The organism is Paenibacillus sp. Y412MC10 (assembly GCF_000024685.1).
Classification (GTDB): domain Bacteria; phylum Bacillota; class Bacilli; order Paenibacillales; family Paenibacillaceae; genus Paenibacillus_AQ; species Paenibacillus_AQ lautus_A.
On sequence record NC_013406.1, the window covers coordinates 172230 to 196113 of the forward strand.

Here is a 23884-nt window from a genome sequence, read left to right on the forward strand (position 1 = left end):
ACCATATTAAAGACTTTTACTGAATTTGAGGTGGAGCGTCATGTCTAAACCGAAAGGCTTCGAGAAACCGGCAGGTGTTCGTGATTATCTTCCTCATGCGGTCACCAAGCTGCGTCGGATTGAACGCGAAGTGCTTGCATGCATGGACCGCTGGGGTTACCGGCAGATTATGACACCAACGATGGAATATTACGATACGGTAGGCGTGGCAAGCTCTACGTCGGACCAGAAGCTGTTTAAACTATTGAATAAACGCGGCACGACGATGGTGCTGCGTTCCGATCTGACCGCTCCCATAGCGCGGGTCATGTCCTCGCTGCTGAAGGATGAGCCGCTTCCGGTACGTTTGTCTTACCATGCCAATGTATTTCGCGCCATTGAGGAGGAAGCGGGGCGGGAAGCGGAATTCTTCCAGACCGGCGTCGAGCTTGTGGGCGATGATACGCCGGAAGCCGATGCCGAAGTGATTGCGCTGGCCATCGAATCCCTGAAGGCGGCAGGCGTGGAGAAATTCAAAATCGCGATGGGTCATATGGGTTATCTGAATGGCCTGCTTCAAGAAGTGCTGCCGGATCGGACGGAGGATCAGGAGAGCCTGAAGCAGGATTTGCTGAACCGCGACTACGTCGGATACCGCAACACCATTGCCAGCCTGAGCCTGACGGAGGTACAGCAGGACCAGCTGGAGGGAATCCTGAAGCTGCGCGGAGGCAGGGAGATTGCCGGGCAAGCTCTCGAGATTAGCAGCAATGAACTCGCGAGAGCTTCTATCGAGCATCTGAGCAAGGTATGGGAAGTGCTCGAGGCTTACGACGTCTCCAGACATGTTCTGTTTGACTTGACGATGCTCGGAGACTTCTCCTATTACACGGGAATGACGTTCGAGGGTTATGCTGCGGAGCTGGGCTCTCCCGTCGCAAGCGGCGGTCGTTACGACAAGCTGCTTCGGCAGTTTGGCCGTGCCGTTCCGGCAACAGGCTTTGCACTCAAGACCAATCGCATTCTCGATGGGGTGCAAGGAGAGGAGATTGTCGAGGAATTGCCCATTCTGATCCGGTACACGGCTTCCCATCGAAAGGAAGGACTGGCTAAAGCCTCAGAACTTCGGGCGCAGGGACATTCCGTCATCACTTCGATCATACCGGATTCGGCTAATGCCCGAGATGCCGAGGCACCCGTTGCGTCCGGCAGTCTGCTCAATAGAGGATACCGAGAGGTCATTACCCTTCGATAGGAAGCGGATCTATTACGATTATCATATAAGTTTAAGGTCAGGAGGATTCGAACGTGGCGGAAACGTTGAAAGTAGCGATGCCCAAAGGGCGCATATATAAAAAAGCATCCGCGCTGTTCCGTTCAGCCGGACTTCCGATACCCCTCGACGTGGATGAGACGCGCAAGCTGGTCATTCCCTTGCCGGAGGCAGGAATGGAATTTATCCTGGCGAAGCCGGTGGATGTGCCGACTTATGTGGAATACGGCGTGGCGGATATCGGTATCGTCGGCAAGGACGTGCTGATGGAAGAGAACAAGGACGTTTATGAGCTGCTTGATCTCGGCATTGCGCGGTGCAGGATGTCGGTCATCGGCTTGCCGGACTGGAAGCCGGGCATACGACAGCGGGTTGCCACCAAATATCCGAACGTGGCTTCACAGTATTTCCGTGAGCAGGGCCAGCAGGTTGAAGTGGTTAAACTGAACGGTTCCATCGAGCTTGCACCGCTCATCGGCTTGGCAGACCGAATCGTGGATATGGTGGAAACAGGCCAAACGCTTAAAGAGAACGGACTTGTAGAGATGACCAGCATCTTTGAAATTACAAGCCGCCTGATTGCCAATCGCGTCAGTTATCGGATGAAGAATGATGAAATTCAGGCATTGTGCGATCGGCTGCAAACGGTCATTATGTCTGAGGGAGCGAATATTTAGCGCTAAGAAATAAGGCACCAACTGGATGAGCATGGATGATCGAATGGATCATCCTTCATTCATTAAGAAACGCTATGCATGTAACATGATGGAGCGGGATTGGGGGAGATTAAGATGAAGGTAGTATCAGCACGGGACTTTGAGCTGAAACGGGAAAATGATTACGGCACACCAGAGCAGAATGAAGTCGTGAAGGCGATTGTGCGGGATATTCGGTCCGAAGGAGATGCCGCCTTGCTGCGGCATACCGAACAATTGGACCGTGTCCGTCTGACAGCAGGTCAGCTTCGCGTAACGGATGAGGAACTCAAGGCAGCTTATGATCATGTGGAGCCTTCGTTCGTGAAGGCGATACAAGCCGCGGCAGACAACATTCGCGCATTTCATGTGAAGCAGAAGCGGAATTCCTGGATGGATCTACAGCCGGACGGCAGCATCTTGGGACAAATCATTCGTCCGTTGAAGCGCGTCGGTGTCTATGTGCCCGGTGGAAAGGCAGCCTATCCTTCATCCGTGCTGATGAACGTGATCCCGGCCCAAGTGGCAGGCGTGCCCGAAATCGTCATGGTCACTCCCCCGGCAACCGGCGGGAAGGACGGAATCAATCCCTATATTCTGGTGGCTGCAGCGGAGGCAGGCGTTACGGAAATCTACCGCGTAGGAGGAGCACAAGCCATTGCGGCATTGGCCTACGGCACGGAGACCATTTCCCCCGTGGATAAGATTTGCGGGCCCGGCAATATTTACGTTGCCCTGGCCAAACGTGAAGTGTACGGCGCAGTCAATATTGACAGCCTGGCCGGTCCAAGCGAGATTGCGGTATTGGCCGATGAACATGCAGATGCTTCGTATATTGCAGCGGATCTGCTTTCCCAAGCTGAGCATGACGAGATGGCATCGGCCATTCTCGTGACGCCTTCCCGAAATCTGGGCGAAGCCGTTGCCGCCGAAGTAGAGCGGCAGCTTGAGCTGCTGCCGCGGCGGGACATCGCCCGCGCTTCCGTGGACAGCTATGGCGCGGTGATTGTCACGGAATCCCTTCAGGAAGGGATTGAAGTCATTAACTCTTTAGCGCCGGAGCATCTGGAGATCGTGACGGAGGAGCCGATGGCGATCGTAGGCCAGATCGAGAACGCAGGCGCGATTTTCCTGGGACCGTACAGCTCGGAGCCGGTAGGCGATTATTTTGCAGGACCGAACCATATCATTCCGACGAATGGGACGGCACGGTTCGCATCGCCAGTGGATCTGGACGATTTCATTAAGAAATCAAGCTTGATCTACTACAGTAAAGAAGCGCTGCTGCGCGACGGCGAGCAGATCATGGAGCTGGCCCGGCGCGAAGGGCTTGAGGGCCATGCCCGGGCGATCGAAATCCGGCTTGAACAAGAGCGATAAGAAATCAGACCAGAACAAGCATCTTTTGTTCATCATAAATATTCCGTATAGAGGAGGCAATCCACGTGAGCAGTTTGGATGCAGCAGCAAGATCAGCCGGCGTGAGCCGCAAAACCAATGAGACCGACATTGCCCTGGATTTCAATGTCGATGGGACCGGGATTTCGGAATTGGAGACCGATGTGCCGTTTCTGAATCATATGCTTGATTTGTTCACAAAGCATGGCCAGTTTGATCTTCGCGTCAAGGCAAAGGGCGATATCGAGATCGATGACCACCACACGGTGGAGGATATCGGGATCTGCTTAGGGCAGACGTTCCGCGAAGCGCTGGGTGATAAAAAAGGCATCAAACGTTATGCCAGCGTGTTTGTGCCGATGGATGAGGCGCTTGCTCAAGTTATCGTGGATATCAGCAACCGCCCGCATTTTGAGTACCGGGCGGAGTATCCTTCGCAGCAGGTAGGCTCTTTTCATACCGAGCTTGTCCATGAATTTCTGTGGAAATTGGCGCTGGAAGCCCGGATCACGCTGCATGTCATCGTTCATTACGGACACAATACCCATCATATGATTGAAGCGGTGTTTAAGGCGCTCGGCCGTGCATTGGATGAGGCGACCACCGTGGATCCGCGGGTGACCGGCGTACCGTCCACGAAGGGAGTGCTCTAAACGATGGCCATTGCAATCGTGGATTACGGCATGGGCAATCTGCACAGCGTGAGCAAAGCGGTAGAGCGGCTTGGGTATCAGCCGCTCGTTACGGGGGAGCGGGAGGAGCTTCTGGCGGCGGATGGCATCATTCTGCCCGGAGTCGGCGCATTCGGAGATGCCATGGAGCAGCTCCGCGAAGCCTCGCTGGACTCGGTCATGAAGGAAGCAGCGGAGTCGGGAAAACCGCTGCTGGGGATCTGCCTCGGCATGCAGCTCCTGTTCAGCCGGAGCGAGGAGCATGGCAAGTATGAAGGGCTGGATATACTGCCCGGATCGGTTGTGCGGTTTGCGGGTGGGGACTACAAGGTGCCGCATATGGGCTGGAATTCATTGCAGTTCAGGAAGCGGGAGCACCCGCTGTTTGCGGGACTTGAGGAAGGTCATGTGTATTTTGTCCACTCGTATCATGTTCTTCCTGAGGTTCAGTCTGATTTGCTGGCGGTTACCGATTACGGTCAGCCAGTAACGGCCATCGTGGGCCGCGGTTCGGTGTACGGCATGCAGTTCCATCCCGAGAAGAGCGGAGAGCTTGGGATGAGCCTGCTTCGCAATTTTTTGGCTTTAACGTAAGGCGAACGAATAGACCAATTGGAAAGTGGGAATGGGGATGTCCTCTTTTATCATATATCCGGCAATCGATATTCGCGGCGGCAAATGCGTCAGGCTGGTCCAAGGCGATTATAATCAAGAAACGGTATACAATGACAATCCGCTCGAGGTAGCCAAATCGTGGGAAGAGCAAGGCGGCACATTTATTCATCTCGTGGATTTGGACGGTGCGAAGGCAGGTCAGCCGGTGAACGACGGCATTATCGGGAAGATTGCATCCAGCGTTCAGGTTCCGGTTCAAGTAGGCGGAGGCCTGCGCACGCTGGCGGATGTTGAGCGGCTGCTGTCACTTGGCGTCAGCCGGGTGATCATCGGCACGGCGGCGATCGAAGACCGCGTCTTTACGGAAGCGGTGCTGGGCAAGTACGGGGATAAGGTAGCCATCGGAATCGACGCGCGCAACGGATACGTCGCAACGAGAGGCTGGCTGGAAACGTCGGAGGTTCAAGCCGAAGTATTGGCAAAAGAATTAGCAGCCAAAGGGGCGGAAACCTTCATCTTCACCGACATTTCCCGCGATGGAATGATGCAGGGGCCGAACGTAGAGGCGATTGTCTCGCTGGCCAAAGCCAGCGGCCGCTCGGTCATCGCTTCTGGCGGCGTGACGAAGCTGGACGATCTGCTGGCGCTCAGCGCGCACAGCGGCGACGGTGTAGGCGGAGCGATCGTGGGCAAGGCGCTGTATACAGGCAATATTGACCTGAAAGAGGCTATTACGCGTATTCAATGAGGATTTGAACCAGTGTCTATTCGAATCATCAGAGATCGATAGAGTTCATATAGGGGAAGAGGGGAAAGGCATGCTGGCAAAACGGATCATACCTTGCCTGGACGTGAAGGACGGTCGGGTGGTAAAGGGCGTAAACTTTGTGAATCTCCGCGATGCGGGCGATCCCGTGGAATTGGCGGCGCTCTACGACCGGGAAGGCGCAGATGAGCTTGTCTTTTTGGATATATCGGCTTCGGTTGAAGGCCGGGCAACGATGGAAGAAGTCGTTCGGAGAACGGCAGGGGAAATCGCCATTCCTTTTACCGTGGGCGGAGGCATTTCGTCCGTAGAGGACATGAAGCGGATTCTGCGGGCGGGTGCGGATAAAATCGGGATAAATACGGCAGCGGTCAAGCAGCCGGAGCTCATCTCCGCCGGGGCGCGCAAATTCGGGTCCCAATGCATCGTCGTGGCGATCGACGCCAAGTACAACGATGCGTGGGGAGAATGGGAAGTGTATACGCACGGTGGACGTATGCCTTCCGGCATCAAGGCGCTTGATTGGGTGAAGCAGGCGGAAAGCCTGGGTGCGGGGGAGATTCTGTTGACCAGCATGGATGCGGACGGAACGAAGGACGGCTTCGATCTGCCGCTGACATCGGCCGTCGCCTCGACAGTGCAGATCCCGGTCATCGCGTCCGGCGGCGCCGGCAAAGAGGATCACTTCTATGACGTATTCACTCAGGGCAAGGCGGATGCGGGTCTTGCCGCCACGATTTTTCACTATAAAGAGATCTCGATCCCTCATCTCAAGTTGCAGCTTAGCCAAAAAGGAGTGGATATACGGTGAGCGAAGATATGTTGAAAGATTTATCCCTGGAGCAGGTCAGCGAGCACATCCGTTGGGATGCCGCGGGCCTGGTGCCGGCGATTGTACAGGATGCAGAGAGCAAGCAGGTGCTGATGATGGCTTATATGAACCGGGAATCGCTTCGATTGACGCTGGAAAGCGGCGAGACTTGGTTCTGGAGCCGTTCGCGCGAAGAGCTGTGGCATAAGGGGGCAACTTCCGGCAACGTCCAGACGGTCGTTTCCATGAGTTACGACTGTGACGGAGACACCCTCTTGCTGCAGGTGAATCCGAATGGACCTGCCTGTCATACCGGACAAACGACCTGCTTCCACAATGAGATTACCGCTCAAGGGCAGGATAGCGAGCCTGCGAGCCAGGGGACGGCTGCGTCCGGCGAGCGCTTCGCGGTACTTGCCGAGCTGGAAGAGGTCATTGCCCAGCGTGAGGTGGAACGGCCGGAAGGGGCCTATACGACCTACCTGTTCGATAAAGGCGTGGACAAAATCCTTAAGAAGGTGGGCGAAGAAGCTTCCGAAACGATCATTGCCGCCAAAAATAAAGACAACGCCGAGCTGAAGCTTGAAGTCAGCGATCTGATCTATCACCTACTGGTACTCCTTCAGGAGCGGAAGCTCCCGCTGGATGAGATCATGGATGAGCTGAGCCGCCGGCATGAACGGCCGCGCCGCGATTAGGAGGCTTACCGATGCATATTGATTACCATACCCACCATGCCCGGTGCGGACACGCCGAAGGGCAGCTGGAGGAGTATGTACGGCGCGCTATCGAACTCGGGATGGATCAACTGGGCTTATCGGACCATATGCCTTTGATACACGTGAATCCGGAGGCATACTATCCGGAGATGGCCATGCCGATGGACGAGCTGCCGCGTTACGTGGAAGAATGCCTGCAGCTGAAAGAGCGCTACAGAGGGCAGATTGACATTCGGATCGGACTCGAAGGCGATTATATCGAGGGCTATGAAGAACAGATCGAGCGGATCGTGAAGGACTATCCGTGGGATTATGTCATCGGATCGGTTCATTTTCTTGGCGAATGGGACATCACGGATTACCGCCAGACCCAGGGCTGGGAGGGCAAGGATCCGCTTGAAGTCTATCGACAATATTATGATGCGGTGCAGAAGGCTGCCGCAACCGGCTTCTACGATATCATGGGCCATCTGGACGTGATCAAGCGGTTCGGTTATGGGCCGGGCCCCGAACAGAAGTCGGACGTGATCGCATTGGAGCAAGCAACGCTTGCGGCCGTGGCCCGGAGCGGGAAGGCGATGGAGCTGAACGCATCCGGTTTATCAAAGGCCTGCGAGGAGATGTTTCCAAGCCGGCGAATGCTGGAGGAAGCGATCAAGCTGGGCATTCCGTTGACTTTAGGGTCGGATGCTCATCAGCCCATGAAGCTTGGCGAGCATCTGGATCAGGCCCGGGCACTGTTGTCGGAGCTTGGCGTTCGGGAGCTTGCGACCTTCCGTAACCGGAAGCGGGAGATGGTGCTTTGGAATGTGGAAGGAAACGATGTATAATAAAGACAAGCACTAATTGCAAACAGGTTCATTGCAGACGGCTGTTTTCCCCTCCAGACTACCCTCGACGGGTTGCGGAGGCGGGAACGGCCTGATTTGACGATAACGCTTTCAATCCATCGTTGCATCCGCCGACTACTAACCACTCTCGTCAGGAGGTCCTCATGTATCGTTCATTACGATTGTTCGCCGGAACTTCCAATCCGGCGCTTGCCGCCAGCATCAGCCAGCAGTTGGGCGTTGAATTGGGAAAGATCAAGATTTCCCGCTTTCAAAGCGGCGAGGTTTATGTCCACTATGAAGAAAGCATCCGCAATTGCGACGTTTTTCTGCTGCAGTCCTTTTCTCACCCTATCAACGAAATGTTCGTAGAGCTGCTCGTGATGATTGATGCCGCCAAGCGTGCTTCCGCCAGAACGATCAACATCATTGTTCCGTATTACGGTTATGCCAGACAGGAACGAAAGGCCGCGCCGCGAGAGCCGATATCGGCCAAAATGGTAGCCGACGTGCTAACCACAGCCGGTGCCAACCGCGTGATAACCATTGATCTGCATGCACCTGCCATCCAGGGGTTCTTCAATATACCGGTGGATCATCTGACTGCGCTGGATTTGATTACGGAGTATCTGAAGTCCAAGAATATCGAGAATCCGGTTATCGTTTCTCCCGATGCCGGACGGGCGAAGACGGCCGAGAAGCTTTCGAGCCGCCTGGGATCGCCGTTTGCCATGATGGTCAAGCAGCGTCCTGCCCATAACGAAGCGGTTATTACCCATGTCATTGGGGACGTGGCGGGACGCACGCCGATTATTATCGAAGACTTGATTGACACGGGAACCACCATCGTGCAGGTGGTGGAAAGCTTAAAGGAACGGGGAGCCAATGATGCCATTGTGTGCGCGACCCATGGCCTGTTCTCCGGTGAAGCACTTGACCGTCTCGACCATGCTCATATCGAGGAGATCGTGGTCACGGACTCCATCGTGCTCCCGGACCATCACTGCAAGATGCGGTTAAAGGTGCTGTCTGTTGCGCCTATGCTGGCCCAGGCCACTCACATAATCATCGAGGGCGGATCGATCGCCACTTTATTCAAAGACGCCGGTGTGTAAACTGGTGTCTTTTTTCTGCAAATGACGTCGTAACTTGTGTTATACTGTTGTGGATAGAGGAGCAAGTTAAAGGAGGTGCCTTGCTTTTCGTGAATGGTCATCCATATGGGTCCAGTGACCCCCACAATGTTATATCTATCGAAATGAATGCTAATTTCTTCTTCGATCGCGCGGTTCGTTCGCTAGATCGTTACCAATATGACAAGGCTCTGAAATATTTTCGCAAAGCTGTTGAATATGAACCCGATAATCCGGTGAATCATTGCAATATGGCGGGTATATTATCAGAGACGGGAGATTATAAAGCCTCCAACGATGTGCTGGCTCATATTCTGGAGCAGGTTGACCCGTTGATGACGGAATGCTATTTCTATATGGCGAACAATTATGCCAATATGGAACAGTTTGAGAAGGCGGAAGAAGCGCTTGTCACCTATCTGGAGGAAGATCCTAACGGTCAATTTCTGGATGAGGCCGAGGAAATGATGGAGCTGCTCCATTACGAGCTGAATCGTCCTGCCAAGCTGAACCGGATCAAGAGCCGCGAAGGCGTGGTCGAACATGAGCATGCCCGGGCACTGCTGGAGGAAGGGAAATTCGCCCAAGCGGTCAAGCTGTTGGAGGAAATCGTCAAGGATAATCCGGATTTTCTGGCTGCGCGCAACAATTTGGCCCTGGCTTACTACTATATGGGACGTTTCGATACCGCGAAGCGCACCATTGGCGAGGTGCTGGATCAGGAGCCGGGCAATCTGCACGGTTTATGCAATCTGGCCATCTTCTTTCAGCATGAGGGAAATCAGGAGCAGCGCGACCGATTGATGGACATGCTAACGGTAACGGTTCCGTTTCATCTGGAGCATGTGTTTAAGCTTGCTACGACGATGGGCATATTGGGGCAGCACGAAATTGCCTACGGTCATTTTCGCCGATTGCTGAAAGAGGATGAGTTTAACGGAGATCCAAGCCTGTATCATTATACGGCCGTTGCGGCCTGCAACAGCGGTTATTACGACAAGGCCGAGAAATATTGGCGGCAGGCGCTGAAGCTGGACGGAGATTCGGTGATTCCGGATTTCTATTTGGCCCAGCTGCAAAAGCGTAAAGAAACCGGTACCGATCAGATGAAAGTGAGTTACCACTATCACCTTCCGTTCGAAGAGCAGTTCAAACGCTGGGAGCATGACGGCGATAAACTGACGGAGGAAGCGAAGCAGAATCCGCTGATTCGTTCATCGTTCTTCTGGGCGCTCCGGCATGGCGATCCCCAGACCAAGCTGCAGGTGATCCGGACGCTGGAATTGATCGCCGATGAAGAGGTGCAGCATGCGCTGCAATCGTTCCTGCAGGAACCGGGAGAGGACGCGGAGTTGAAGGATGCCGCCCGCCTGGTGCTCCAGCAGATGGAGGCCGCAAGCAATCGGTTGAAGGAGCGTCGCGACGATCGCGATTTATCCGGGGGCAAGACCCGCGAGGTGCTGCCGGATTGGCTGCCTTCCTGGAAGGCGGTGCTGGAGAAGGCCGAGCAAACCATGGACATGCGGGTTGACGCCTTTTGGAAAAAAGAGATGGAGAATCTCTGGTCCGAATTCCTGAGCCGGCTGTACCCGGATATTCCGAACATTCGGAATGTCGAGGGCTGGGCAGCGGCATTGGAATATCTGACGGCCAAGAAGCGCGGACGTACCCTGACTTATGAACAGGTGGCTGTCCGTTACGGGATTTCCCCATCCACCGTGAGCCGTTATGCACGTCAAATGGACAGCGTATGTGAAACGAAAGCACAACCGGATGATAGTTTCCGGCCATTTACGGAAAACATTTAAGTAAGAGCCCATATTCGGATACTTAGGAGACCTTGGTACATGATGGTACATGAAGATTCCGTAAGTCCTGAATAGGATAATAGCATGCAACAGAAATCGACACCTTAAAGGAGGCCGTATCTATGTACAAATCAATCGTAATCGGAACAGGACCTGCCGGATTGACGGCAGCCATCTACTTGGCACGCGCAAACTTGAAGCCGCTCGTGATCGAAGGAATGCAACCGGGAGGCCAGCTGACGACAACGACGGAGGTCGAGAACTTCCCTGGATTCCCGCAGGGCATCATGGGTCCCGAGCTGATGGATAATATGCGTCAACAAGCGGAACGCTTCGGTGCAGAGTTCAAGAGTGCCTGGGTCGAGTCCGTTGATTTCTCCGAGCGTCCGTTCAAGGTGAATGTCGAGGGCATGGGCGAGCTTCTGGCCGAGTCCGTGATTATCTCGACGGGAGCTTCCGCGAAGTATCTCGGAATTCCGGGAGAGCAGGAGAACGTTGGACGGGGCGTAAGTACATGCGCCACATGCGACGGGTTCTTCTTCCGCGGGAAAAAAATCATTGTCATCGGCGGCGGCGACTCCGCAATGGAGGAGGCCAGCTTCCTGACGCGTTTCGCTTCCAGCGTAACGGTGGTGAACCGCCGCACCGAGCTGCGTGCATCCAAGATCATGCAGGATCGCGCGCGAGAGAACGAGAAGATCCAGTGGGCTTTGGACCGCACGCCGGTTGAGGTGGTAACCAGCGATACCGGAGTTAAAGGGCTGAAGGTCCGCAACAACGAAACGGGCGAGGAAGAACTGATCGAAGCAGAAGGCGTGTTCGTGGCTATCGGACATACGCCGAACACGGGCTTCCTAGGCAATCAGATCACAACCGATCCGACCGGCTACATCTTGGTTAAACCAGGAACGACCGAGACGAACATCCCGGGCGTATTCGCCTGCGGCGACGTTCAGGATACGCGTTATCGCCAAGCCATCACGGCTGCAGGAACAGGCTGTATGGCCGCTATGGATTGCGAGAAATATCTCGAGGGCCACATGGTCCATGATTGGAGCGAGACGCTGAATAAGTAATTCCTTGCCTAAGGGATTATCTATTGAAAAGAAGAAGCCCCAGAGCTATACGGCGGACGGGTTTGCGAGAGAACATCTCGTAAAATCCGTACCTGTTTAGCCAGGGGCTTTTTTTGCTGAGTTACAAGCTCAGCGCTTTGTTCGCATTTTTCACGTCATTCTCCAGCAGCTGCTTCAAATTGTAAGACGGATACAGGCCGCGCGCATACATGAAGTAGAAGATTTTTCCGTGCAGTTCAATGGCTTTGTTCAACTGCTTCTGAAGTGTTTCTCTTACGCTTGGAGTTGCTGCCTCGGTAATGGCAATGGCGTAGCTTCGGACCGAGGTTTTGGCAAACCCCAGCAGATGACCTGCGTAATACGCCGTCAGATCGGCACCGGAGAGACTGCGGGTTCCCGTGGGCGCTTCCGAATAATAAGGCAGAAGCTCCTTCAGGTTCTGTTCAACCCCTTGGATCGCTTCCATATACAGTCCATGGAGCTCCGGGTCTTTGATATCATGCACTGACATCTTGAACGCCATCAAGTGATTCGCCTGAAAGGCAGTTAATTCATGAATCTCCAGTGTTTCGTGCCAAGCGAGATGTCTCGGATTGTGACTCATGCTCAATAGGTTCTCCTCCAAAAATCAATATGCGATAGCCTATTCACCGAATGGAGGAACGGTGCATAGCACAACCCGAATCACCTTACAAATCTAAGGACATCCGCACCATGTCCCGGAGCCGCATGCCGTTCTCGTAGATTTCTTCATCATAATGACGGACAAAAAAGTCCCGGTCGATGCCTGTCATTCGAAATCCGCATTTCTGGTACAGCGCCAGCTGTGCCACCCCGGTACTCCCTGTTCCTACTTCAATCGTGGCATATCCGAGCTCCCGGGCCTGATCAACGGCATGATTCACGAGCTGTTTGCCATAGCCCCGGCCGTGCAGATTCTCGCTTACGGCAACGTTCACCAGTTCGATGGTATCGGGTCTGGTGGGCAGCAGGACGTAGACCCCGATGGGTTGTGAGCTTTCTTCAGCGACATAGCAGTGACCGCGGTTTACGTATTCTTTGACAAGCCTTATCGATGGATCCGCAAGAAGGAGCAGGTCCATAGGGGGCGTTTCTTCATGAGTATTCAGCTTTCTAATGTTCACGAGCGTTCTCCCTTATGATTTCGATAGTGGTGTTATAAACAGGTTTATTGTACCACGCCTGCATCGCCAAGTTCCTGGAATTGGATGATTTCAACGGGCGGTTGAATCCTTCCGGGATTCAATGACCAGGTTATTGTATGCCCCGCACAACGTCCCTACAATGTGGTTATATAGGAGCGTGATCCATATGAGAGACATGTTGGCCAAAAATATTAATCGTTACCGTAAAGAACGGAGACTTACCCAGGAAGGATTGGCGCATAAGCTGGGCGTTACGTTCCAGGCGGTATCCAAATGGGAGACCGGGCAGACCATGCCCGATATCGCGCTGCTTCCGGAGCTGTCCCGGCTGCTGGACGTCAGCATCGATAAGCTGTTTGGTTATTCTTCGACGGGCAAGCCGATCAGCATCTATGAAGAAGAGTACAAAACGCCGGAGTACTATTGGGGCACGGAACCGAACGCAGCCTGTTATCAGGTGCTTGAAATGATCCCGCCGACAAAAAGAGTAAGGCTGCTGGATATCGGGTGCGGGGAAGGGAAGGATGCCGTGTTTTTTGCCCGCAACGGGTATGAGGTCACGGCATTCGACATTTCGGATGCGGGGATCGAGAAAACGAAGCGATTGGCCGATCACATCGGGGTACACGTGAACGTATTCAAGGCGGATATATCGGATTACCGTCTGGATTCGGAGTTTGACGTGCTGTATTCCAGCGGCGTGCTGCATTATATCCGACCCGAGTATCGCGAGGACATTCTTGCCAATTACAAAAAATTCACCTCGGCAGAGGGATTCCACTGCCTGAATGTATTCGTGCAGAAGCCGTTCATTGCGCCTCCTCCCGAGGATGAGCCGTATGCTTATGACTGGAAGTCCGGAGAGCTTATGATGCATTATCACGATTGGCTGATTCACAGCTGCCCGGAGGTCATTTTTGATTGCAACTCATCGGGTATACCGCACCGGCATGCGATGAGTAAGTTGATTGCTCAGAAGGCGTAACGGGTGGCAATTGAGATCAAAGACATCCTTGCTTTTTTATACAAATATGAGGGGGATAACATAGCGGCCCCTTTCCGGTCATACATAAAGATGTAGGATTCATATCGCAAGGGAGGTCTTACATTGAACAACCATGTCAACACAGCCGGTTATCCGGCGCCGTCTGCAGGTTATGCACCGGGATACTATGCCTACCCTCCACTCCAGCCTATACCGCCGTATTACGCGCCCCGGACCCCGGCAATCCCGCAGCCGATGCACTACGCTACGTTGGTTGAACCGGTATTTATTGACCATCTGCTCCGGCATAAAGGGGCCAAGGTGGTCATCATGACCACTGCGGGGAAAGTCGAGGGGATTTTATCCGGTGTGGTGGTCGACCATGTCCAACTGACGATCGGGGACAACAAAGCACTGCATATTCGGCTGGCCGAGGTGGTGTACTTCGAGGGAGTTCCATTCTGATAAACAGGGATCCAAATAGTTTAAACGAAAAAATACCGGCTGATAGGGAAGGATTAGACCGGTGAATCGCCAATTCATACAATACAGATCCGAAGGCGTTCCCATGGGGACGTCTTTATTCTATTGGACTGTGGCCGGCAGAGGGGATTAGCCGGCGTGGAGGAACGATGAAAAAAATACGTATTCCATTCGATATGAAGACGTTGCCTGTAAGCTTGCAGCCCTATTTTCAGACAGCCGTCGTCTACGACAGCAGCTCCTCAAAACAGGCCAAAACCCTGTACATCGAGGGAGCGAGCCAACCGATGTTTTTGAAGATAACGAAACGGGATGAATTACAGAGAGAAGGGGTCATGACGGATTACTTACACGGAAAAGGCCTGGCTCCCAAGGTGCTGGCTTATGAACAGCAGGGTGAGAACGATTACCTGCTGACCGCCGCCCTGAAAGGGGATGATGGGGTGTCGGGTGGCCATCTGAAGGATCCGAACAGGCTGGCTGCCGTGTTCGGGGAAAGTTTGCGTTATCTCCATTCTGTATCTGCCACCGACTGTCCTTATCCGAATCGAACCGCTGAACTTGTGCAAGAGTATCAGGAAGGGATCATGAACAAATCGGGGGATATTGTTGGGCTTCAGGGCGGAAGGGATCAGGCGCTGTCATGCCTTGAGACGCTGCAGGGAACGGCGGAACATGATGTGCTGCTCCACGGCGATTATTGTCTGCCGAATCTGATCATGAGGGATTTTCAGCTTGAAGGTTATATCGATCTGGGCAACGGCGGATTTGGGGACCTTCATTATGACCTCTACTGGGGAATATGGACCCTGCGGTATAATCTGGGTAGTGATGACTACAGGGACGTTTTCCTCGACCATTACGGCCGGACCGATTTCGATGCGGAAAGACTGGCATTATGGACGGCGCTGACGGAGATAATCTAGGCAGAAAGGGAGATGTACATTGAATTCATATCATATTCGAGTCGCAGGCCGGGAGGACGCACCCTTTTTGCGGGAGATGCTGTACGAGTCCCTGTATGTGCCCGAGGGAGGGGAGCCTTTTAGCCGGGATATTCTTGAGGAGCCGTTCATGAAAAAATACTTGGAGGACTGGGGGCGCGCGGGCGATCTGGGCTACATTGCCGTGAATGCAGCAGGCAAGCCGTCAGGCTCAATTACCATCCGGTATTTTGATGAAGGGAACAAAGGGTTCGGTTACGTGAGCGATGACATCCCGGAACTGGGCATGGCGCTGATTCCCGAATCCCGCGGGCAAGGACTAGGAACCGCCCTGATGAAGGAATTGTTCAGTGGGATGAAGGAGCGGGGGATTCAAAAGGTATCGTTAAGCGTCGCTCCGGAGAATGCCGCAGCTATAAAATTGTATGAGCGTTTCGGATTCCAGGAGGCAGGCATGTGCGGAACCTCTATTACGATGGTTGCGGATGTAATCTGAAACGAAAAATGGAATGTTCTAATGAGAAGGATGGAGGAATAACGATGCTGGTGTATGAGGCAGGGCCGATTACGGTTCGCGAGCTGGAGGAGAAAGATGAATCGTCCTTAGCTTCTTGGCTGTCCAATCCGGATGTGCTGCAGTATTACGAGGGACGGGACAATCCCCACGACGTGGAGCGGGTGCGGGGGCATTTCTATGTGGATGATGATGAGACTCGCTGCATTATCGAATATGAGGGAAAGCCGATCGGGTATATCCAGTTCTATCTTCTCGATGAAGATACGTTAAGCGAGTATGGGTATGACGGGAACGATGCGGTCGGCAGAACATTCGCCACGGATCAATTCATCGGGGAGCCGAATTATTGGAATAAGGGCATCGGTACGAAGCTTGTGACTTCCATGGTGGATTACCTCGTGTTTCAGAGGCAGGCCGACCGGATCGTGATGGACCCGCAGGCTTGGAATGAACGGGCCATCGCTTGTTACGAGAAGTGCGGCTTTCGGAAGGTCAGGCTGCTGGAGAAGCATGAACAGCATGAGGGAGAGCTGCGGGACTGCTGGATTATGGAGTATCGGGCGGAGCGCGGCAGATCCGGTCCGAGTCGATGATAACCACCAACAATCCTCCATTATTTGAAAAGTTGAAAAACCATTTCATTCTTTTGCTCGTTATCATGTATATAAGCCTAATCGAGATAGCTGGTCGTTCCGCGTGAGGAGGGGTGTCCCGTGAATCGAAATAAAACCATGACCTTGATAGGTAAGGGTGAGTCTTGGAAAGCGACTTATGTCGTTTCCCATCAGGATAAGGTCAATGCGAAGCTTACCGTGTTTCAGGATGCGCTTGGCGGAAAGCTGAAGCTTCAGTACTCGGGGAAGGAGCCTCTGGAACATGGGCAGATTAACTATCGGCTGGAGGACATGACGGGCCGCTTCCAGGAAGGCGGAATCGTCGTGGGGACCGACCATGCTGCCATGAAGGAGACCAAGGGTGCGCTGGATTTGGCGCATCTGCTCGATATGATGAACCCGAACAAGGATCTAACGATCCAGATAGAGTGGAATGGGCACCGTGAAGAATTCAAGCTGGGACTTCCGCGAAAGATTAGCTTTGGAAAAGCCGTCGGCAAACGGAAGGAATAACGGGACTTCATGGAAGCAGGACTGGGGCCGACTCCCGTCAACATAAACGCGTAAGGCGGGAATAACGACCATGTTATTCCGATGACATTGAATCCATGCGTCTTGTATATGGTGACATGCCCACACTGATGGTGTGGGTTATTCGGTTTGCGACGCGCGAGGCTGACAGGCATGTCGGCCTTGATGCGGTTATGCGTTTTTTAAACGCATTTTAAACGAAGGAATCCCCGTCATTTAAACTTGGTCCTGTACTTTATAAGTAGAACATCACGGAGGGAGTGAACGAGAGCATGCTGGAAGCCTATCTATTTCCGATATCCTATGCATTTTTAACCTTTCCCATAGCGGCTTTGCTGTGCGCAGTTCCCTTTCTGGTCGTGCAGTATCGCAAATATGGTTATTTTAATAAATTCCGGGGATTTCTGCTGTATTTATTCCTGCTGTACATGATGAACGCAGTGTATCTTGTGCTCCTTCCTTTGCCTGCCTCGCGCCATAATGCTCCGATGGATGTGGCCTCGGTTATGCAGTGGATGCCGCTGAATTTCATACAGGACATCTTAAAGGAGACCAAGGTGGTATGGGGCGTGCCATCGACTTACACGCATTTGTTGAAGGAGAGAGCCTTCTTGCAGGTCGTGTTTAACGTCTTACTCGTGGTGCCGTTCGGCATGTTCCTTCGTTATTATGCGAGAGCGTCCTGGGTTGCATGTCTGACGGCCTCGTTCGGCTTGTCGTTGTTCTTTGAGGTAACCCAGGTGACCGGCATTTACGGCTTCTATGATCACCCGTACCGATTGTTTGACGTGGACGATCTGCTGATGAATACCCTGGGCGGAATGATGGGCCTCGTGCTGGCCGATTGGATGAAAAATCACCTGCCCCGCCTGGATCGTCTGGATGAGAAGGTGGATCTGTCGCAGAAGCGGGTCAGTTATACGCGCCGGGCCATTGCTTTTGGCATTGATGCAGCGGTCATACTGCCGATCATTGGCTTGCTGACCGTAATAAACGTGAGGGGTGCATACTTCTTTGCCGTGATTTTATATTATATCGTGCTGCCTTATATGATGCAGGGGCAGACGCTGGGGAAATGGGTCGTCCGGGTCCAGATCCGCGGAGCGGGCGAACATCTGAAACTGAAGGAAGTGATTGTCCGCAACGGCCTGCTGTATGTGGTATGGGGCGGGTTCCATGCTTTGTTCATTACGGTGAATGTCACCGGTTCTAATGTCCTGCTTGCGATGTATGCGCTGGGGATATTGCTGCTGGACGCAGTTGTGTTCCTTCACGTGCTGTTATGTCTCATTCATCGCGACCGGAAGCTGCTGCATGAGGCCAAGAGTGGAACAAGGCTCGCTATCGTAGAGAATAAACCCGTGGATAAAGCGGATTAAAGCAGGTTACCACGGGTCTTCTTATTTGTTATAATGTGGAAAATGGATTCGTCGAGGAGGAGATACAACTGAAAGGCAAAATCCTCTCCATTTCTGCCATCATCCTGGGTTTGCTCTTCATTTCCAATCAGCATCTGGGCTATTCGTTCGGGGATGACCTGTTCCGTTGGGCAGGGATCTCCCCATGGACTAAGCAAGGCAACTATGGTCTTCATCTGCCCGTTATTGCAGGTCTTATCTTATTGACGATCGGCATTCTGCGGGTAACGAGCATTTATCGCCCGCTTTATCCGAAGATCATGAGCCGGGTGATGATCGGTTGTATCGCATGGATCGTCGTTTTTCCATTCGTATCGGAGTCCGTCATGTTTGTGGCCAATTTCAATTCGAGCGGAATATCCACCGTCGCCTATTCCAAAAAAGACAGCAACTGCGAATATCGTACAGAGAACGAGGTTATTCTGGCACGCTGCCAGATTCAAATTTACAGTTACGGCACCGAGCGGCAGGTTACGGTACGTCCGCTAAGCGTGGATGTTGGCGGAAGGGTGATTGATTTCGAGCCTAAGGTGGTTCCGGTTCGGCCGCGAGGCCGGATAGAAATTCGCGAAACCTTTGACGGTTTCTTGGACCAGCCGGACCCTTCCTACAGTATGTCGGGAGGGACGAACAAGCCGGGCATCGAGCTGATCGTCGATGGCAGGAGCAAGCAGGTGAAATAGCCTCCTATTACGAACGAAGGTACATGACTCTGATATCCGAGGTGGACCATGCCGAATTTTCTTCGCACGGAAAGGTATATGAAAATATCGCTGATTACGCTTCTGCTGTTGGTAATGTGTTCATCGCCCGCTGCGCTTGCCTCATGGGCTTATTCGTTTGTCGTGAATGACGGGAAGATCTATGTCATGTCGGAAAATCCCGTGGAAGCGTCTGCGCTTGGAGACGTGGTGGGTAAGGTCACCTACCATACGGATCGGGAAGGGACCTACGGCGGTAACTTCTCCAATGTGTACCCGAAGGGTACGAAATACTATGCGGTCCAGGGAATCGCCCCCGAAACCGCCATAGCGGTTGAGACGCAGGCCGGCTATCTTATGGCTCATTATGAGGGCGAGTATGGGGGTGCCCGTGTTTCGTGGATGGTCATCAAGGATTGGATTGCCGCAGGGCTGATCCTGTTGATCGTTGGGTGCGTGGCGGTCATCGTATTAAAGAAGCGGAAGGATGGCTCATACAGGCGCTAGCAAAAAGAGTCGGAACGAGAGTTATGCTTCCAGCGCAAAACAAGCCGGTATTCTTTGAGCATGCTCATGGTATACCGGCTTGTTATCGGTTTGTACCAATATGCAGACAGTGGGTTCGCCTATAGAGGATTTATTTTTGCTACAATAGAAAATAGAAAGAAACGTTACGATAAGGAGATTGCCCATGAAACCGATTCGAAACTCGGCCAAAGCGATGATTGTCCGAGATCACCAAATCCTTTTAACGAAGAATGTAGACCAATGGGGGGACTTCTATCTGTTCCCTGGCGGCGGGCAAGAGAAGGGCGAAACCTTGGTGCAAGCCGTGGTTAGGGAGTGCCTGGAGGAAATCGGGCGCAGGGTGGAAGTTCAAGATCTGCTGCATGTCCGTGAATACATAGGGTCCAATCACGAGTTCGCGGAATGGGATTCCGACGTGCACCAAGTGGAGTTTTATTTTGAATGCCGTTTGGCGGATGAGGGGGATCTGTTTCAAGGACATAACCCGGATGAATACCAGGTGGGCGTGGAATGGATCGATTTGTCTTCATTGGATGGGATTCGAATATATCCCCGCTCGCTGGTCAAGCCGCTCATGGATAAAGCGGGACGCTCAGCGGTTTGCTATGTCGGGGATACGAACTGATGGATGTCTGCAGGTTGGAAGGTCTCGAGGTTTGTTGTCAAAATCAATGGGATAACGGGGGATGCCGACTATGGATCAATGGGAATACAAAACGCTGAAATACAAAACCGGAGGATTCCTTGGGGGGAAAGTGAACGAAGAGGAATTCGAGGATTTACTGAACAGCTACGGGATTGACGGCTGGGAATTGATCTCGTGCTTCGATACGAGCGTGCATCAAGGCCAATCCAGAGATATCATTGCGGTGATGAAACGAAAGGCGTATCTGGGGTAAGACGAATCGAAGGGAGATGATCGGATGATCATTCGCGAGACGGAAGATGCTTTTGTTATGACGACCCAGGACGACCATGGCCGCTTCTCCGGCGATGTGGCCCGGGGCTTTCGGAGAGAGCTGTTTATGGATGAGACGGTTAGGGAAGAAGTGCTGCTGGCTATAACCGAGCATGACCGCGCCTGGCTTCGGATGGATGATACGCCGATCTGGAATGATGCAAGCCGGACTCCGTTCACTTTTATCGATTATCCGGTCATGCCGAAGATGCTAATGTATACCAAGGGCGTAGATGAGATCGAAGCGATGAGTCCGTATGCAGGGTATCTCTGCAGCCTTCATTTCGCGTCATTTATGAAAAACGCCACCGAAGCGCCGCTGGTGGAATTCTATCATGACGAGCTGGACCGGCAAAAACGGCTGCGTGATCATTATTCGTTTCCGGGCGAAGCCGTGATTCACAGGCAGTTTGGCCTGCTGCAGCTGTGCGACGACATCTCGCTCTATGTGAACATGAACGCGCCGGGTGTTTCCAAGGATCAGGAGCATCCATGGTTCAAAGAGGGCTTCGATATGACGATCGATGGGGAAAGGGTCGTGGCGGCCTGGGCCAGCGAACATGAGATCCGATTGAGTCCGTTTTTGTTCGAAGGAGCATGGTCGGCTACGGTGAAGTGGAAATACGTGCTGAAGGCGGAGATTGTTGCTCAGGGAGTGGCGAAGGCTTTTGATGGTGCGCCGTGGACCGAGCAGACGATAACATTTATACGGTGAGCGTGAATAAGCAATCATACTTCGCAGCCCAAAATATGATATGATCACGACAGCGGCACGTAGACTGGACAGACTTGATTCTGTAGGAATGTAGAGGATGAACAATGAAGAAAAAAGAATTTTTGATCGTGGCACTGCTTAATTTTTTGGCCGCGATAGCGTTCTTGGTGGTTGTTTTCATAACGGATCGAAGCTCATGGCAATGGGGATTCGGAATCGTTTCCTTGTTGTTTGCGATTGGTGGAGTAGGAAACTTGGTATTGCATGCCAAGAACAAATAACCCCCCTCCCGCAGGGTGGTCCGGATTAGATTTCAGGAAAGAAGCATACACCAGGGAGCCGCAGGCTTCCTGGTTTTGTGCTGGTTTCAGGCTTTGATCTTATCCGGAGAAGGGGGAGGTTCCGATAACATGGATCATAAAGGATTCATGTCTTTACTTGTGATCGTATTTATGTGATAATATTCACAAATAAAAAATCCGGCATCCATGATTGCTTTTTAATGGCGGTCGGCCGGGCTTCGATTCATCACAGCATGTTAACCGATATAGAAATGTCTTGATGTCGATGTTGTTTTAACAAGCAAAGGAGCGTTAATCATGAGGAATCATGGGATTTGTGTCAGCTGCGGCGGTAAGGTATATGCTGCCTCCAATCGTTGCGTTCAATGCGGAATACCGCAGCCGTCCGGTCCATCCAAACAAGCATTTATGCTGCAGGTCGCCGCAATGATCGGGGTCGGTTTGCTTATTTTTGCGGTCCCGGTAATTCTGCTGACCATGTGGGCGAAATATTAGTCCAATATGTAAATTGTATAAGTCAGCCCTTCTAGCAAGCCGTGAACCGGATTCATAAATGATGAATTCGCCACGGTTGGCAGGAGGGTTTTTTTCATGCTTGCAGAGAATAGATTATAGGGAATTCTTCATCTTGATTCCAAATGCCGATATATGGGGTAGCTTTGCAGCTCTATGTTGGCAGAATCCTAACATTTATATAGAGAAGTAGGTCAGTCATGAACAAAAAGCGGCGCGTGATGCAGCGGCTCATTGAACGTGATGGGCGCCTGCAGGTGGCAGGTATGTTCACCCGGGCTCAGGATGCAATAGAGCAATGGTGATCCTGCAAGGCGGATATTGTATTTTTGGACATTGATATGCCTGGAATGACCGGGCTGGAAGCAGGTGAAAGACTGGTACAGCTTGAACCAGACGTTCGTATCGTCTATGTGACGGCCGAAGCCGCGGAATCGCCGGGGTGGGATGCCCGCCATTATTTATTGAAGCCGGTGGATCCGGAACGTTTCAGCCTCACGGTTACGCAGCTGGAGCAGTGCAGGCATGAGCGGGGTTCCCTCTGATGGGCGGGAACGCAATTCCGGAATTCAGGGTATTTTTTCGTTAAACTGGTCTTGTACCGGGATCCCCTTTGCTCATTCATGTTAAAATATGCCTATCCTAGATAAAGGATGGGATCAACAGATGATACATAAAATGGAGGAATGGGCTGCCAACAGCCATTTTTCAGGAACGGTGCTCTTAACGGATCAAAATCGCAACATCATATGGAATGCCGCCTTCGGCTATTCCAATCGGGCCGACCGCATCCCGAATCAAGGGGACACCAGGTTCGGCATCGCTTCAGGCTGCAAGCTGTTCACCGGGATTGCGGTTTGCCAGCTTATTGAACAAGGCAAGCTGTCGCTGGACAGCAAGCTGAGCGAGTGTCTGGATATTCGCCTGCCGCATGTTAGCCCGGAGATTACGGTGTTTCATCTACTGAGCCACACCTCGGGTATTCCCGATTACTTTGATGAAGAGGTCATGGACGACTTTGAGGATTTGTGGAAGGCCGTGCCGATGTATACGCTCCGGAGTGGAAGGGACTTTCTCCCTTTGTTCCAGAATGAGCCGATGAAATTTCAACCCGGCGAGAGATTCCACTATAACAATGCAGGCTTTGTGTTGCTTGGCCTGATCGTTGAACAGCATGCCGGCCTGTCGTTTCGGGATTATGTCCAGCAGTTTGTTTTTGAGCCTTGCGGCATGAACGATTCGGGATATTTCCCGCTGGATCGTCTGCCCGCGAATACGGCTTACGGGTATATCGATGAGGAGGACGGTACGTGGAGAACGAATCAGTATGCCATTCCGATTCAGGGTTATGCCGATGGCGGGGCGTATGTGACGGCGCCGGACATGGCAAAGCTATGGAGAGGGCTCTTGTCCAATACGCTGCTCTCGGCATCGATGACGGAGCAGCTGCTGGCTGCCCATTCGCACGACCCGGAGAGTGACCTGAAATATGGGCTTGGCGTTTGGATCACCGAGAAGAATGGAAATGTGTACAAATATCATGTCATGGGCTACGACCCTGGCGTGAATTTCCGATCCGCGTATTATCCGGACACCGGGCATACGTTGGTCGTGGCATCCAATGCCAGCGACGGCGCTTTTGAAATGATGCAAACCATAGAGGAAGCTTTATTCAATTGATACAGTGATAAAAACAGCCCCGGGCAATGAACTCGCCCGAGGCTGTTTCTCTATG

Annotated in this window: 30 protein-coding genes; 28 read left to right on the top strand and 2 right to left on the bottom strand. The window is 52.7% G+C overall.

The features are described from left to right. The first annotated feature begins 40 nt into the window (after positions 1-40). The 12 genes from GYMC10_RS00820 to trxB all read left to right on the top strand — a co-directional run bounded on the left by GYMC10_RS00820 (position 41) and on the right by trxB (position 11774). Positions 41-1234 carry an ATP phosphoribosyltransferase regulatory subunit gene (locus GYMC10_RS00820; RefSeq protein ID WP_012818396.1) on the top strand — a complete coding sequence of 398 codons (1194 nt, stop codon included), beginning with the start codon at positions 41-43 and terminating at the stop codon, positions 1232-1234. 53 nt (positions 1235-1287) lie between these two features. Then, complete coding sequence (gene hisG, locus GYMC10_RS00825) at positions 1288-1929, top strand: ATP phosphoribosyltransferase (RefSeq protein WP_012818397.1); 642 nt, start codon at positions 1288-1290, stop codon at positions 1927-1929. Between the two features lie 114 nt (positions 1930-2043). Beyond that, positions 2044-3327, top strand: a complete 1284-nt coding sequence (hisD, locus tag GYMC10_RS00830) for a histidinol dehydrogenase (protein WP_012818398.1) — start codon at positions 2044-2046, stop codon at positions 3325-3327. 65 nt (positions 3328-3392) lie between these two features. Further along, entirely contained in the window at positions 3393-3998 is a 606-nt protein-coding gene (gene hisB / locus GYMC10_RS00835; protein WP_009595657.1) for an imidazoleglycerol-phosphate dehydratase HisB, read from the top strand. 3 nt (positions 3999-4001) lie between these two features. Then, entirely contained in the window at positions 4002-4610 is a 609-nt protein-coding gene (gene hisH / locus GYMC10_RS00840; RefSeq protein ID WP_012818399.1) for an imidazole glycerol phosphate synthase subunit HisH, read from the top strand. A 37-nt stretch (positions 4611-4647) separates the two neighbouring features. Then, positions 4648-5379: a 1-(5-phosphoribosyl)-5-[(5-phosphoribosylamino)methylideneamino]imidazole-4-carboxamide isomerase gene (gene hisA / locus GYMC10_RS00845; protein ID WP_187293006.1), complete on the top strand. Its 732-nt coding sequence runs from the start codon at positions 4648-4650 to the stop codon at positions 5377-5379. A gap of 70 nt (positions 5380-5449) precedes the next feature. Then, entirely contained in the window at positions 5450-6208 is a 759-nt protein-coding gene (gene hisF / locus GYMC10_RS00850) for an imidazole glycerol phosphate synthase subunit HisF (protein WP_012818401.1), read from the top strand. After that, entirely contained in the window at positions 6205-6906 is a 702-nt protein-coding gene (gene hisIE, locus GYMC10_RS00855; RefSeq protein ID WP_012818402.1) for a bifunctional phosphoribosyl-AMP cyclohydrolase/phosphoribosyl-ATP diphosphatase HisIE, read from the top strand. Before hisF ends, hisIE begins: the two co-directional genes overlap by 4 nt. A gap of 11 nt (positions 6907-6917) precedes the next feature. Next, entirely contained in the window at positions 6918-7757 is an 840-nt protein-coding gene (gene hisJ / locus GYMC10_RS00860) for a histidinol-phosphatase HisJ (protein WP_012818403.1), read from the top strand. A 164-nt stretch (positions 7758-7921) separates the two neighbouring features. Further along, positions 7922-8872 (top strand): ribose-phosphate diphosphokinase, encoded by a 951-nt coding sequence (locus tag GYMC10_RS00865; protein ID WP_012818404.1) that lies wholly within the window; start codon positions 7922-7924, stop codon positions 8870-8872. 143 nt (positions 8873-9015) lie between these two features. Then, a complete protein-coding gene (locus GYMC10_RS00870) occupies positions 9016-10698 on the top strand; it encodes a tetratricopeptide repeat protein (protein WP_251500858.1) in 1683 nt (560 codons plus the stop codon). Between the two features lie 122 nt (positions 10699-10820). Next, on the top strand, positions 10821-11774 hold the full coding sequence (trxB, locus tag GYMC10_RS00875; protein WP_012818406.1) for a thioredoxin-disulfide reductase: 954 nt from the start codon (positions 10821-10823) through the stop codon (positions 11772-11774). 121 nt (positions 11775-11895) lie between these two features. On the opposite strand, the gene GYMC10_RS00880 is transcribed toward trxB, so the two are convergent. Then, positions 11896-12378: a spore coat protein gene (locus tag GYMC10_RS00880; protein ID WP_012818407.1), complete on the bottom strand. Its 483-nt coding sequence runs from the start codon at positions 12376-12378 to the stop codon at positions 11896-11898. An 85-nt stretch (positions 12379-12463) separates the two neighbouring features. Beyond that, positions 12464-12919, bottom strand: a complete 456-nt coding sequence (locus GYMC10_RS00885; protein ID WP_012818408.1) for a GNAT family N-acetyltransferase — start codon at positions 12917-12919, stop codon at positions 12464-12466. A 187-nt stretch (positions 12920-13106) separates the two neighbouring features. Between GYMC10_RS00885 and GYMC10_RS00890 the strand changes: the two genes are divergently transcribed. The 16 genes from GYMC10_RS00890 (at position 13107) to GYMC10_RS00960 (ending at position 23829) form a co-directional block, all read left to right on the top strand. Then, positions 13107-13925: a methyltransferase domain-containing protein gene (locus GYMC10_RS00890; RefSeq protein ID WP_012818409.1), complete on the top strand. Its 819-nt coding sequence runs from the start codon at positions 13107-13109 to the stop codon at positions 13923-13925. Between the two features lie 123 nt (positions 13926-14048). Next, complete coding sequence (locus tag GYMC10_RS00895) at positions 14049-14390, top strand: DUF2642 domain-containing protein (RefSeq protein ID WP_012818411.1); 342 nt, start codon at positions 14049-14051, stop codon at positions 14388-14390. A 167-nt stretch (positions 14391-14557) separates the two neighbouring features. Further along, entirely contained in the window at positions 14558-15334 is a 777-nt protein-coding gene (locus GYMC10_RS00900) for an aminoglycoside 3'-phosphotransferase (RefSeq protein ID WP_012818412.1), read from the top strand. Positions 15335-15353: 19 nt separating this feature from the next. After that, entirely contained in the window at positions 15354-15848 is a 495-nt protein-coding gene (locus GYMC10_RS00905) for a GNAT family N-acetyltransferase (RefSeq protein ID WP_012818413.1), read from the top strand. Positions 15849-15892: 44 nt separating this feature from the next. Continuing rightward, positions 15893-16462, top strand: a complete 570-nt coding sequence (locus tag GYMC10_RS00910; protein WP_012818414.1) for a GNAT family N-acetyltransferase — start codon at positions 15893-15895, stop codon at positions 16460-16462. A 120-nt stretch (positions 16463-16582) separates the two neighbouring features. Further along, positions 16583-16996, top strand: a complete 414-nt coding sequence (locus GYMC10_RS00915; protein WP_012818415.1) for a hypothetical protein — start codon at positions 16583-16585, stop codon at positions 16994-16996. A 290-nt stretch (positions 16997-17286) separates the two neighbouring features. Next, a complete protein-coding gene (locus tag GYMC10_RS00920) occupies positions 17287-18393 on the top strand; it encodes a VanZ family protein (protein ID WP_012818416.1) in 1107 nt (368 codons plus the stop codon). Between the two features lie 35 nt (positions 18394-18428). Further along, positions 18429-19115, top strand: coding sequence for a hypothetical protein (locus GYMC10_RS00925; protein ID WP_012818417.1), 687 nt, complete (start codon positions 18429-18431; stop codon positions 19113-19115). A gap of 48 nt (positions 19116-19163) precedes the next feature. Then, the gene (locus GYMC10_RS00930) at positions 19164-19640 is read left to right on the top strand and encodes a hypothetical protein (RefSeq protein ID WP_012818418.1); all 477 of its coding nucleotides are present in this window, start codon (positions 19164-19166) and stop codon (positions 19638-19640) included. 184 nt (positions 19641-19824) lie between these two features. After that, entirely contained in the window at positions 19825-20286 is a 462-nt protein-coding gene (locus GYMC10_RS00935) for an NUDIX domain-containing protein (protein WP_012818419.1), read from the top strand. 70 nt (positions 20287-20356) lie between these two features. Beyond that, entirely contained in the window at positions 20357-20560 is a 204-nt protein-coding gene (locus GYMC10_RS00940; RefSeq protein ID WP_009595662.1) for a DUF4177 domain-containing protein, read from the top strand. Positions 20561-20584: 24 nt separating this feature from the next. After that, complete coding sequence (locus GYMC10_RS00945) at positions 20585-21334, top strand: DUF3891 family protein (protein WP_012818420.1); 750 nt, start codon at positions 20585-20587, stop codon at positions 21332-21334. 104 nt (positions 21335-21438) lie between these two features. Continuing rightward, positions 21439-21615 (top strand): hypothetical protein, encoded by a 177-nt coding sequence (locus GYMC10_RS32125; protein ID WP_009595674.1) that lies wholly within the window; start codon positions 21439-21441, stop codon positions 21613-21615. Positions 21616-21933: 318 nt separating this feature from the next. Beyond that, positions 21934-22131 carry a hypothetical protein gene (locus GYMC10_RS00950; RefSeq protein ID WP_012818421.1) on the top strand — a complete coding sequence of 66 codons (198 nt, stop codon included), beginning with the start codon at positions 21934-21936 and terminating at the stop codon, positions 22129-22131. Between the two features lie 338 nt (positions 22132-22469). Then, positions 22470-22694: a LytR/AlgR family response regulator transcription factor gene (locus GYMC10_RS00955; RefSeq protein ID WP_260871485.1), complete on the top strand. Its 225-nt coding sequence runs from the start codon at positions 22470-22472 to the stop codon at positions 22692-22694. 121 nt (positions 22695-22815) lie between these two features. Beyond that, positions 22816-23829 (top strand): serine hydrolase domain-containing protein, encoded by a 1014-nt coding sequence (locus GYMC10_RS00960; RefSeq protein ID WP_012818422.1) that lies wholly within the window; start codon positions 22816-22818, stop codon positions 23827-23829. The last annotated feature ends 55 nt before the right edge of the window (positions 23830-23884 follow it).